Source organism: Escherichia sp. MOD1-EC6162 (assembly GCF_002965125.1).
Taxonomy (GTDB): Bacteria; Pseudomonadota; Gammaproteobacteria; order Enterobacterales; family Enterobacteriaceae; genus Escherichia; species Escherichia marmotae.
In genome coordinates this window covers 59,655-71,538 of the sequence record NZ_PTSB01000022.1, presented here as the reverse complement: position 1 = coordinate 71,538, position 11,884 = coordinate 59,655, and the positions used below count along the sequence as shown (strand labels likewise).

Sequence of the window (11,884 nt, the reverse complement as noted above, 5' to 3'; positions counted from 1 at the left end):
TCATAGAATAGTATCCAAATGTGCTTTTTTTTGGATAATGGCACTTATTGATATATTCATGAAGATTATAATCACAAGGGAATACATAATGAAAAGAAAAGTTCTGGCAATGCTGGTCCCGGCGTTATTAGTTGCTGGCGCAGCAAATGCGGCTGAAATTTATAATAAGAATGGCAATAAAGTTGATTTTTACGGCAAGATGGTTGGCGAACGCATCTGGTCGAACACTGATGATAATAACAGCGAAAACGAGGATACCTCCTATGCTCGTTTCGGCGTTAAAGGTGAAACTCAGATTACCAGCGAACTGACTGGTTTTGGTCAGTTTGAATACAACCTTGATGCCAGCAAGCCTGAAGGTTCTAATCAGGAAAAAACCCGTTTAACCTTCGCCGGTTTGAAATATAACGGATTTGGTTCTTTCGACTACGGTCGTAACTACGGTGTTGCCTATGATGCCGCAGCTTATACCGATATGTTAGTTGAATGGGGCGGCGATTCCTGGGCTTCCGCTGACAACTTTATGAACGGTCGTACCAACGGTGTTGCAACCTACCGCAACTCTGATTTCTTTGGTCTGGTCGATGGACTGAATTTTGCAATTCAGTATCAAGGCAAGAACAGCAATCGTGGCGTTACTAAACAAAACGGTGATGGCTATGCGTTGTCCGTAGACTACAACATTGATGGTTTTGGTATTGTCGGTGTTTATGGTAAATCTGATCGTACCAATGAGCAAGTTGCTGATGGAAACGGTTCAAATGCAGAAGTATGGTCATTGGCAGCAAAATATGATGCGAACAATGTCTACGCTGCTGTGATGTATGGTGAAACTCGTAATATGACACCGACATCAGTTAATACAGGCGGCTTCGACAAAGACGGCAACTCGATAATGCATGATCAACTGCTCAACGAAACTCAGAACTTTGAAGCAGTTGTTCAGTATCAGTTCGACTTTGGTCTGCGTCCTTCCTTAGGTTATGTCTACTCCAAAGGTAAAGATATTAAAGGCGTCCCAGGCCATAGATATGTTGACGCTGACCGCGTGAACTACATTGAAGTTGGTACTTGGTACTACTTCAATAAGAACATGAACGTTTATACTGCATATAAATTCAACATGCTGGATAAAGATGACGCGGCAATTACTGGCGCAGCAACTGATGACCAGTTTGCAGTTGGTATCGTCTACCAGTTCTAATCAGCCAACGCGCCACGGCACGTTACTGTAAAAACTCATCCAGCCTGAGTTCGTCCCTCATTGAGCTCGGGCTTTTTTATCCCCCTCGTCAAATCACCAGCAGCGGCACTCTCAACCGCTGTAGCATGTCGACAAAACTCAATTCCTGGGTGACTCCCGGCACAATAACATCTGCCAGTTTCTGTTCAACCAGAGTCGCTAAACAGTGCAAAGCCTGATCACGTAGTGCATCTTTAAAACGATGCATGTCAGAAACATATCTACGCTCCAGGATTCTTACATATTCCGGAATAAAGCCAGGTAAATGAATATGCCCTGAAGAAACGTTAGCGAAAAACTACGCATAATAAAGCGATAGTTCCCTATCATCCCGAGAAAGACATTCACCGGAATAACAATATTTCAGTACATAGAAAACCTCTGAAAACATCTTAATATAAAAAAGACTATAAGTTATTATTAATTTACCTGTTAAAGATTATAGTTATGCCTTAAATATTTGGTGCATTATATCTGCTGTAACCTTAGCCACTCCTCGCACACCTTTTTCTGGTTGCTACTGTAATTAGAGAATCTGATAGCATGTAATTAACCATATCTGTCATTAGTTAATGATTAATCTGATTCATCATTTTTCCACGACTAACGGGCATACAGAACGGCTGCATCATTATTTTTTGCTAAAAATCTCATTTATGATTCTTACAGTCGCCCTATGTAACGAGAGTATGCAATCTCATCTTTTCTGAAAAATGAACTAAAATATATTGCTACGCTTTACGTTTTTTATTGCAAATAAGGTTGATTCGATGAGAACACTATTCGTGAACTGTGATGTATTTTCCCTGACGTGTTTAACGCAACCCTCTACCGCTTTAGGTATATTGACTCGTTTTACGTTCCTGGTTAAATATAGCATCCAGCTCAGTCGCGAATATAGTGACTAACCTACCGAAGTAACAATAAGGAATACACTATGACTGTTCAAACAAGTAAGAACCCGCAGATTGATATTGCTGAAGATAATGCGTTCTTCCCTTCAGAATATTCGCTTAGCCAATATACCAGTCCTGTATCTGATCTTGATGGTGTGGACTACCCAAAACCGTATAGCGGTAAGCATAAAATTCTGGTGATCGCCGCTGACGAACGCTATTTGCCGACCGATAACGGTAAACTATTCTCGACGGGCAACCATCCCATTGAAACGTTGCTACCGTTGTATCACCTGCATGCTGCTGGTTTCGAGTTCGAAGTTGCGACCATCTCTGGCCTGATGACGAAGTTTGAATACTGGGCTATGCCACACAAAGATGAAAAAGTGATGCCATTCTTTGAGCAGCACAAATCTCTGTTCCGCAATCCGAAGAAATTAGCGGATGTTGTCGCCAGCCTCAACGCAGACAGCGAGTACGCAGCAATCTTTGTTCCAGGTGGTCATGGTGCTCTTATTGGCTTACCTGAAAGCAAAGAAGTTGCTACCGCTCTGCAATGGGCAATTGAAAACGACCGCTTTGTTATCTCTCTTTGTCACGGCCCGGCTGCGTTTCTGTCGCTCCGCCACGGTGATAACCCACTAAACGGTTATTCAATTTGCGCATTCCCGGATGCAGCAGACAAACAAACACCAGATATTGGCTATATGCCGGGTCATCTGACCTGGTACTTCGGTGAAGAACTGAAGAAAATGGGAATGAACATCATCAATGATGACATTACTGGCCGGGTACATAAGGATCGTAAACTTCTCACCGGAGACAGCCCTTTTGCAGCGAATGCGCTGGGCAAACTTGCTGCACAGGAAATGCTGGCGGCATACGTGGGTTAACCGGACATCACTTACGGTGTAATAAAAAAGTGGGGGTTTATCTCCCCCACTGAATAAACGAGAGATGTTCACCACCAGTTGTTGACGCTTTATCTCTTGTCTTACCTCCATTTTTGCATCAGCTTCATGCATTGAAGAATGCAATACAATCCTTTGTTGAAATAACAAGTATAATTCAAGCAAATCATTAACACATAAAATATAAGGACATGTTATGTGGCATTACGTTATTTATCGATTTTAGAAAACGACTATCTCTGATAAACTCCATCACGTTTTAACCAGTAGGGAAGCGAGGTTAGATATGTCGTTAACGTCAATTTTTAGACGCATTGCATTTAGCTATTATGATTATTCATGTGAAGATATTGATATTGCAAATACTGAATTTGCAGTCATTCACATTCCAGATCAAATTGGTGATGCAATGGCTATTTACCCAATAATTAGATCGCTGGAATCACATAAAATAAAACATTTATTAATTATCGCATCTACAATTAATAAATCTGTTTTTGATGCGCTTCATCTTAAATACACCAAATTAACATTAGTCAGTATGACAATGCAGGACTATGCCAGCTTAAATGAAATAAAAAAACTGGCGAAAAGTATAAGAGAGCAACACGGTACACCAGATCTCTGTATTGAAGCGATGCGCAAGAAAAACTTGAAAACAATGCTATTCATAAGTCATTTAAAGGCGAAAACGAATTTACAAGTTGTGGGTTTAACGATGACATGTTATTCCCCATTATGTAAATCGGCATCAACAATGGATCAGTCTCTTCGAGCGCCAGTACCAATGACATGGGCTTTCATGATGCGAGAAGCAGGTTTCCCACCCGTCCCCCCTTTATTTGAATTACCGATCCACGAAGAGGTAATAGACGAGGTACATTATGAACTGGATCCATTGGGTTCTTACATCGCTCTTAATCTTGATGGCAGTGCCCAGGAAAGAACCTTTTCAGAAACAATAGCTCAAAAGCTAATAGCTATGATTAAAAATGAAACAAATATGCCAATTGTCATTGTTCATGGACCCAATGGTACTGAAAAAGCAGTAGAGCTAACCCAGTATTTTGACAATGTCTATCATTTATCGTTGGCTCCTTCAATAGCACGTTCTGCTGCCGTCATAAAAAATGCTTTTCTCGCGATAACGCCAGATACCTCTATTTTGCATATGACAAGTGCTTATAATGTTCCTGTCATCGCCGTGTATGCCGATTATAAAACACGCTGGCCTGCAATGGCGGATATTTCAGAGACAATTGTAGTAGGGAAAGAGATTGATCGCATCAATCTGGATGAATTCAGAAACACGGTGAAAAGAATTATCGTAAAAATTCAATCCTGATGTAATTATCAGATTTAAGAGATTTCAGATATGTCTGTTATGATTTGGCGCTAAATAGCAAAAAGCCTGCTTAAAGCAGGCTTTTTTGAATTTGGCTCCTCTGACTGGACTCGAACCAGTGACATACGGATTAACAGTCCGCCGTTCTACCGACTGAACTACAGAGGAATCGTGAGAACGAGGCGAATATTACTGAGTGGTGCAGCGAGTGTCAACACTAAAATTCACAAGCCATTTCAATCGGTTAATTAAGCAACAAAATTGATATTTAATGAACATCTGGTGCTGAATATGCGTCCCTTTCATTAGCATTTCGCAGTCTTTGCAGTGGATCCTGCTGATAAAATTGGCAGAAACGTTGCCACAGCGAGGGGAAGCGAGGCGCAAAAAGCTCCGGAGCACTAAAAAAGTATTCGGAAAGCACGGCAAAACATTCGGCAGGATCACTGGCAGCATAAGCATCGATGCTGGAGGCATTCTCCCCCACTAACTCAATTTCTTCCTGAATGTTATCCATCGCAGCGTGAAGATCGTGTTCCCAGCCCGCGACTTCGCGTAAAGAAATAAAGGGGACGCCACTGGCGCGATCGCCATTTCGGGTGTCCAGTTTATGTGCAACTTCATGGATAATCAGATTAAATCCCGAGGCATCGAAAGAATCCTGTATATCGAGCCAATTCAGCACGATGGGACCTTGCTGCCAGCTTTGACCTGACTGAACAATACGTTGATTATGAACCAGCCCTATATCGTCTTCCCATTCATCGTCTACCACAAATGGTGCCGGGTAAATTAACACTTCATGAAATCCATCCAGCCATTCCAGTCCCAGTTCCATAACAGGTAAGCAAAACAGCAAGGCAATGCGACCACTTTTCAATGCATCAAGTTCAACGCCTTGTAAAGGAACCAGCCGTTTTTGTTGCAAAAAACGTTCAGCCAGAGTGACTAATTTGTTTTGCTCTTGCTCAGTCAAACATGTCAAAAGAGGTATCGCCAAAGCTTCCTTCCACGGAATTGCATCATCATGGGCGGTTTCTTGTACTTTCCAGGGCCACTTAATCATCGTTTTGCTCGCAAACTCGTCACTTGAACAAAATTGCACGGACAGAGACTGTTAAAATGCCAAATTTCCTGGCATCATGGCAACAATCTGAACGGAGAGATGCCGGAGCGGCTGAACGGACCGGTCTCGAAAACCGGAGTAGGGGCAACTCTACCGGGGGTTCAAATCCCCCTCTCTCCGCCAATCATTCAAACAGCTAGTCCGCCCCATGTCAGTGACACAAATCCCATTGAGAAAATTCGAAAAATTCATCCGCGAAAAATAACGCCTGTAAGTAACCTGCACTACTTTAGCAATCACATTTTTCTCGCTGTTTTTGAATTTCTAATACGCGCCTGAACCCACAATTCTGTTTCGTTTCCGCACATTACAGTGATGCCCCTACCCGTCCCCCATAGTCATTTTCTGACATAAAAACATTTGCAGATGCTCTCTGTCGCGGTAGTCTCATAAGGTTCGTTTATAGTTCGACGGCAATGTGAGTTACCTTTTCCATACTAATTATAAAAAGACAGTACAAACAGGAACATTATGGACTCCACGCTCATCTCCACGCGTCCCGATGAAGGCACGCTTTCGTTAAGTCGCGCCCGACGAGCTGCGTTAGGCAGTTTCGCCGGTGCCGTCGTCGACTGGTACGATTTTTTACTCTATGGCATTACCGCCGCACTGGTGTTTAATCGCGAGTTTTTCCCGCAAATAAGCCCGGCAATGGGAACGCTCGCCGCATTTGCTACTTTTGGGGTCGGTTTCCTTTTCCGTCCGCTCGGAGGTGTCATTTTCGGCCATTTTGGCGACCGTCTGGGACGTAAACGCATGTTAATGCTGACCGTCTGGATGATGGGCATCGCAACAGCTTTGATTGGTATTCTCCCTTCGTTTTCGACTATTGGCTGGTGGGCACCGATTTTATTGGTGACGCTGCGTGCCATTCAGGGTTTTGCCGTCGGCGGAGAGTGGGGAGGCGCTGCATTGCTGTCTGTTGAAAGCGCGCCGAAAAATAAAAAAGCCTTTTACAGCAGCGGCGTACAAGTTGGTTACGGTGTAGGGTTACTACTTTCAACCGGACTGGTTTCACTGATCAGCATGATGACTACTGATGAGCAGTTTTTGAGCTGGGGCTGGCGCATCCCTTTCCTGTTTAGCATCATACTGGTGCTGGGCGCATTGTGGGTGCGTAATGGCATGGAGGAGTCCGCTGAATTTGAACAACAGCAACATAATCAAGTGACCGCGCAAAAGCGTATCCCGGTTATCGAAGCCCTGTTACGACATCCCGGCGCTTTCCTGAAGATTATTGCACTACGCCTGTGCGAGTTGCTGACAATGTATATCGTTACCGCCTTTGCACTTAACTATTCAACCCAGAATATGGGGTTACCGCGCGAATTGTTCCTTAATATTGGTTTGCTGGTGGGTGGGTTAAGCTGTCTGACAATTCCCTGTTTTGCCTGGCTTGCCGACCGTTTTGGCCGCCGTAGGGTGTATATCACTGGCGCGTTAATTGGAGCGTTAAGCGCGTTTCCTTTCTTTATGGCGCTTGAGGCACAGTCCATTTTCTGGATTGTTTTCTTCTCCATTATGCTGGCGAACATTGCGCATGACATGGTGGTTTGTGTGCAACAACCGATGTTCACCGAGATGTTTGGTGCCAGTTATCGCTACAGCGGCGCGGGGGTCGGATACCAGGTTGCCAGTGTGGTAGGGGGTGGATTTACACCTTTTATTGCTGCAGCTCTCATTACTTATTTTGCTGGAGACTGGCATAGCGTCGCCATTTATTTGCTGGCAGGATGCCTGATTTCCGCAATAACTGCTTTGTTGATGAAAGACAATCAACGCGCCTGAGGGTCTGGCGAAGATCATTCGATCTTCGCCTTCCACTTTTGTTTCACATTCCTGTGACATACTATCGGAAACGCGGTAATTGTATGGAACAGGAGACACACATGAATAATAAGGGCTCCGGTCTGACCCCAGCTCAGGCACTGGATAAACTCGACGCGCTGTATGAGCAATCTGTAGTCGCTTTACGCAATGCCATTGGCAAATATATTAAAAGTGGCGAATTGCCTGATGAAAACGCCCGCAAACAAGGTCTTTTTGTCTATCCATCACTGACCGTGACCTGGGACGGCAGCACAACCAATCCCCCCAAAACACGCGCTTTCGGTCGCTTTACTCACGCTGGCAGCTATACCACCACCATCACACGCCCTGCTCTCTTTCGTTCGTATCTCAATGAACAACTTACTTTGTTGTATCAGGATTATGGCGCGCATATCTCCGTGCAACCGTCACAGCATGAAATCCCCTACCCCTATGTCATTGATGGCTCCGAGTTAACGCTTGATCGCTCAATGAGCGCCGGGCTAACGCGTTATTTCCCGACAACAGAGCTGGCACAAATTGGCGATGAAACTGCAGATGGCATTTATCATCCGGCGGAATTTTCTCCGTTATCGCATTTTGATGCACGCCGGGTAGATTTTTCCCTCGCGCGGTTACGCCATTATACCGGCACACCTGTCGAACATTTTCAGCCGTTCGTCTTGTTTACCAACTACACACGTTATGTGGATGAATTCGTTCGTTGGGGATGCAGCCAGATCCTTGATCCTGAAAGCCCTTATATTGCACTTTCTTGCGCTGGCGGGAACTGGATCACTGCCGAAACAGAAGCACCTGAAGAAGCAATTTCCGACCTCGCATGGAAAAAACACCAGATGCCCGCCTGGCATTTAATCACTATTGATGGTCAGGGCATCACTCTGGTGAATATTGGCGTGGGGCCGTCAAATGCAAAAACCATCTGTGATCATCTGGCGGTGCTACGTCCGGATGTCTGGTTAATGATTGGTCACTGCGGTGGATTACGTGAAAGCCAGTCTATTGGTGATTATGTACTTGCGCATGCTTATTTACGCGATGACCACGTTCTCGATGCGGTTCTGCCGCCCGATATTCCTATTCCCAGCATTGCTGAAGTGCAACGTGCGCTTTATGACGCGACCAAGCTGGTCAGCGGTAGACCGGGTGAGGAAGTTAAACAGCGGTTACGTACTGGCACTGTGGTAACCACAGATGACAGAAACTGGGAGCTGCGCTACTCGGCTTCTGCACTGCGTTTTAACTTAAGCCGGGCCGTGGCGATTGATATGGAAAGTGCAACCATTGCAGCACAAGGATATCGTTTCCGCGTGCCATACGGGACGCTACTGTGTGTTTCAGATAAGCCGTTGCATGGTGAGATTAAACTTCCCGGCCAGGCTAACCGTTTTTACGAAGGCGCTATTTCCGAGCACCTGCAAATTGGCATTCGGGCGATAGATTTGCTGCGCGCGGAAGGCGATCGACTGCATTCGCGTAAACTGCGAACCTTTAATGAGCCGCCGTTCCGGTAATGAGTTCAGATCCTTTGCGTCAGGAAAAAATGTGAAGGATTTGATAAGTAGTAAAGCAAAAAGCCCGCTATCAAAGCGGGCTTTTCAGAATTTGGCTCCTCTGACTGGACTCGAACCAGTGACATACGGATTAACAGTCCGCCGTTCTACCGACTGAACTACAGAGGAATCGTGAGAACGGGGCGAATATTAACTATGCCCATCCACAATGTCAAAGCCTGTTTTTTAATTTTGAAAGCGTTTGCTGAAATATTCTGCGTTTTGCCGTTTATTCCGACACAACTGGCTTTTTTTCACACTTTTTATGTTCAGCGCGAGGATATTTCCATAGCCAACGCCCGGTCACCATCCGCCAGTAAAACAGCACGGCACGCACGGCCCAGTCGGCAAACATCCCCATCCAGACGCCAACCACGCCCCAGTCAAGCATAATTCCCAGCGCATAACCCACAACCACGCGGCATCCCCACATGCTCAGCATAGAAACCCACATGGCGTAGCGTGCATCACGAGCACCTTTAAAACCAGCAGGTAACACCCATGAGGCGGACCAAATAGGCATAAACAAAGCGTTTAGCCAAATCAGAATCACAACGACATGTTTAACTTGTGGATCCTGGGTATAAAACGACGCCATAACTCCGGCAAAAGGGGCAGTCAACCAGGCTATTGCCGTTAGTCCAATAGTGGACAGCCAGAAAACATGCCGCAACTGAATTTCTGCTTGCGCTATCTGCCCTACCCCCAGTCTTCGACCGGTGATTATTGTGGAGGCTGAACCGAGTGCACTTCCTGGTAAATTGATAAGAGCCGCGATCGAAAAAGCGATAAAGTTCCCGGCAATAACGCTGGTTCCCATCCCGGCGACAAACATTTGTGTTAATAACCGGCCACTGGTAAATAATACAGATTCAACGCTCGCAGGAATACCGATCCCCATTACTTCCCAGATAATGCTGAAATTCAAAGGCTTAAAATAGCTCTTTAACGAGATCCGTAGCGCAGGGTTAAAACCAATCGCCAGTACCCACAAAATTGCAATTGCGCCAATATAACGGGAAATAGTTAATCCCAGCCCAGCCCCGACAAAACCCAATCCCTGCCAGGAAAAAAGACCGTAAATTAATATACCGCTAATAATAATATTAAGAATATTCAGGCTGCCGTTTATAAGCAGCGGTATTTTCGTATTCCCTGCACCGCGAAGTGCCCCACTGCCAATCAAGGTGATAGCCGCAGCAGGATAACTGATTACCGTTAGCTCCAGGTAAGTCAGCGCCAGTGCTTTCACTTCCGTCGAGGCATCACCTGCAACAAATTCGATAATGTGCTCGCCAAAATGATGAATAAGAACAGCCAACAGCACGGCAAACAACGTCATGATTACCAATGATTGCCGTGTCGCTACTCTGGCTCGCCGTCGATCACGTTTACCGAGATTAAATGCCACAACGACAGTAGTACCAAGATCGATAGCGGCAAAAAAGGCCATAATGACCATATTGAAGCTATCAGCCAACCCTACGCCCGCCATCGCATCTTTTCCCAGCCAACTGACCAGAAAAGTGCTCAGGACGCCCATCAACAGGACACAGGCATTCTCCATAAAGATAGGAACAGCAAGCGGAGTTATCTCACGCCAGAACAACACTTTGTAACTCTTGCGTTTTGCGTGCCAGCGAGTGTGGCGTAAAGCAGAGGAGATATTCAAAGCCGACCCTAATTGCAGAAAGTGAAACCACATTTCAAATAATGAGGGAGAATCAGCAAAGCTGCAAAGATTTTCGCTGTCAAATTGTCTGCAAATGCAACAAACTGTTGATAGAAACGGCAAACAGTTAGGTTTTTTAAAAATCGGGTTTGACAAAATATTTTTCGCCGTTAAGATGTGCCCCAACAGCGATTCCTCTGTAGTTCAGTCGGTAGAACGGCGGACTGTTAATCCGTATGTCACTGGTTCGAGTCCAGTCAGAGGAGCCAAATTTCTGAAAAGCCCGCTTTGATAGCGGGCTTTTTGTTATATCTGATAATCAATTACCTCTTCACTATTTTCCATCACCTGCCGCTTAATATCCTCAACCGACAATCCAGCATTACACAGTTCCAGAAAGTGCCAGACGTAGTTACGCTGCAGTTGCCCTCGTTTCAGCCCCAACCAGACAGTATTGGCATCGAAAAGATGGCGAGTATCCAGACGAATTAAATTCTCTTCCTCTTGTTCACCGCTGGATTGTTCGGCTACTAATCCGATTCCCAGCCCAAGAGCGACGTAGGTTTTGATGACATCAGAATCCTGGGCGCTCAATACAATATCTGCCAGCAAACCTTTGCGGGTAAATGCATCATCAATACGCGAGCGGCCTGTAATCCCCTGCCGGTAAGTGATCAACGGCCACTTCGCTATTGATTCCAGCGTTAATGGCGTAATTTTTGTTAAAGGATGATTAACAGGAACAAGCAAACTATGATGCCAACGAAACCAGGGGAAGGCGACGAGTTGGAGGTCATTGCTCAAACGCTCACTGGCTATGCCAATATCAGCGCCGCCATTTTGTAGCAATGTGGCAATTTCCTGTGGCGTTCCCTGGATAAGCTCGAGTCGCACTTCCGGGAAAAGTTCGCGAAAGACTTTAATGACATCCGGCAAGCTGTAGCGAGCCTGAGTATGCGTCGTTGCGATAGTGAGTACGCCAGACGTATCGTTGGTAAACAGCTCGGCAAGCCGACGAACATTACTGGCTTCATTCAGAATACGTTCTGCAATAACCAGTAACGCTTTGCCCGGTTCAGTCATGCCAAGAAGCCGTTTGCCCCGACGAATGAATATTTCTATACCAAGTTCATCCTCCAGCTCTCGAATATGACGGCTGACACCAGACTGTGAGGTAAAGAGCATATTCGCGACCTCTGTCAGATTGTAATCCTGACGGGCAGCCTCGCGGATTATCTTTAGCTGTTGGAAATTCACGGTAAACTCCGGGCATATCAGACATCCACTATTGTTAGAGTCTAATGCCCG

9 protein-coding genes and 4 tRNA genes are annotated in these 11,884 nt (G+C 45.5%); 7 read left to right on the top strand and 6 right to left on the bottom strand.

Annotated features, from left to right (window positions below):
• Positions 1–88: 88 nt before the first annotated feature.
• Positions 89–1,204, top strand: coding sequence for a porin (locus A9587_RS17480; RefSeq protein WP_016248841.1), 1,116 nt, complete (start codon positions 89–91; stop codon positions 1,202–1,204).
• 88 nt (positions 1,205–1,292) lie between these two features.
• On the opposite strand, the gene A9587_RS25100 is transcribed toward A9587_RS17480, so the two are convergent.
• Positions 1,293–1,451: a hypothetical protein gene (locus A9587_RS25100; RefSeq protein WP_172955709.1), complete on the bottom strand. Its 159-nt coding sequence runs from the start codon at positions 1,449–1,451 to the stop codon at positions 1,293–1,295.
• A 729-nt stretch (positions 1,452–2,180) separates the two neighbouring features.
• Here A9587_RS25100 and hchA point away from each other — a divergent pair.
• Both hchA and A9587_RS17465 read left to right on the top strand, forming a co-directional pair.
• The gene (gene hchA / locus A9587_RS17470) at positions 2,181–3,032 is read left to right on the top strand and encodes a glyoxalase III HchA (protein ID WP_000218188.1); all 852 of its coding nucleotides are present in this window, start codon (positions 2,181–2,183) and stop codon (positions 3,030–3,032) included.
• Between the two features lie 304 nt (positions 3,033–3,336).
• A complete protein-coding gene (locus tag A9587_RS17465) occupies positions 3,337–4,395 on the top strand; it encodes a glycosyltransferase family 9 protein (RefSeq protein ID WP_105263689.1) in 1,059 nt (352 codons plus the stop codon).
• Between the two features lie 92 nt (positions 4,396–4,487).
• Here the strand turns inward: A9587_RS17465 and A9587_RS17460 are convergent.
• Together A9587_RS17460 and mtfA are read right to left on the bottom strand one after the other, a co-directional pair.
• Positions 4,488–4,563, bottom strand: a tRNA-Asn gene (locus A9587_RS17460).
• Positions 4,564–4,663: 100 nt separating this feature from the next.
• Entirely contained in the window at positions 4,664–5,461 is a 798-nt protein-coding gene (mtfA, locus tag A9587_RS17455) for a DgsA anti-repressor MtfA (protein ID WP_001516583.1), read from the bottom strand.
• 93 nt (positions 5,462–5,554) lie between these two features.
• Between mtfA and A9587_RS17450 the strand changes: the two genes are divergently transcribed.
• The 3 genes from A9587_RS17450 (at position 5,555) to amn (ending at position 8,865) form a co-directional block, all read left to right on the top strand.
• Positions 5,555–5,644 (top strand) — tRNA-Ser (locus A9587_RS17450).
• A 348-nt stretch (positions 5,645–5,992) separates the two neighbouring features.
• On the top strand, positions 5,993–7,309 hold the full coding sequence (gene shiA / locus A9587_RS17445) for a shikimate transporter (RefSeq protein ID WP_000378543.1): 1,317 nt from the start codon (positions 5,993–5,995) through the stop codon (positions 7,307–7,309).
• 101 nt (positions 7,310–7,410) lie between these two features.
• On the top strand, positions 7,411–8,865 hold the full coding sequence (gene amn / locus A9587_RS17440) for an AMP nucleosidase (protein ID WP_001060212.1): 1,455 nt from the start codon (positions 7,411–7,413) through the stop codon (positions 8,863–8,865).
• Between the two features lie 92 nt (positions 8,866–8,957).
• Here the strand turns inward: amn and A9587_RS17435 are convergent.
• A tRNA-Asn gene (locus tag A9587_RS17435) sits at positions 8,958–9,033 on the bottom strand.
• A gap of 100 nt (positions 9,034–9,133) precedes the next feature.
• A complete protein-coding gene (yeeO, locus tag A9587_RS17430; RefSeq protein ID WP_105263688.1) occupies positions 9,134–10,609 on the bottom strand; it encodes a toxic metabolite efflux MATE transporter YeeO in 1,476 nt (491 codons plus the stop codon).
• 160 nt (positions 10,610–10,769) lie between these two features.
• Here yeeO and A9587_RS17420 point away from each other — a divergent pair.
• Positions 10,770–10,845 (top strand) — tRNA-Asn (locus tag A9587_RS17420).
• A 37-nt stretch (positions 10,846–10,882) separates the two neighbouring features.
• Here the strand turns inward: A9587_RS17420 and cbl are convergent.
• On the bottom strand, positions 10,883–11,833 hold the full coding sequence (cbl, locus tag A9587_RS17415) for an HTH-type transcriptional regulator Cbl (RefSeq protein WP_001010989.1): 951 nt from the start codon (positions 11,831–11,833) through the stop codon (positions 10,883–10,885).
• Positions 11,834–11,884 lie beyond the last annotated feature (51 nt).

What these genes read in the sequence shown, in the direction of transcription:
- A9587_RS17480 (WP_016248841.1), top strand. Translation starts at nt 89, where the DNA reads ATGAAAAGAAAAGTTCTGGCAATGCTGGTCCCGGCGTTATTAGTTGCT.
- A9587_RS25100 (WP_172955709.1), bottom strand. Translation starts at nt 1,451, where the DNA reads ATGCATCGTTTTAAAGATGCACTACGTGATCAGGCTTTGCACTGTTTA.
- hchA (WP_000218188.1), top strand. Translation starts at nt 2,181, where the DNA reads ATGACTGTTCAAACAAGTAAGAACCCGCAGATTGATATTGCTGAAGAT.
- A9587_RS17465 (WP_105263689.1), top strand. Translation starts at nt 3,337, where the DNA reads ATGTCGTTAACGTCAATTTTTAGACGCATTGCATTTAGCTATTATGAT.
- mtfA (WP_001516583.1), bottom strand. Translation starts at nt 5,461, where the DNA reads ATGATTAAGTGGCCCTGGAAAGTACAAGAAACCGCCCATGATGATGCA.
- shiA (WP_000378543.1), top strand. Translation starts at nt 5,993, where the DNA reads ATGGACTCCACGCTCATCTCCACGCGTCCCGATGAAGGCACGCTTTCG.
- amn (WP_001060212.1), top strand. Translation starts at nt 7,411, where the DNA reads ATGAATAATAAGGGCTCCGGTCTGACCCCAGCTCAGGCACTGGATAAA.
- yeeO (WP_105263688.1), bottom strand. Translation starts at nt 10,609, where the DNA reads ATGTGGTTTCACTTTCTGCAATTAGGGTCGGCTTTGAATATCTCCTCT.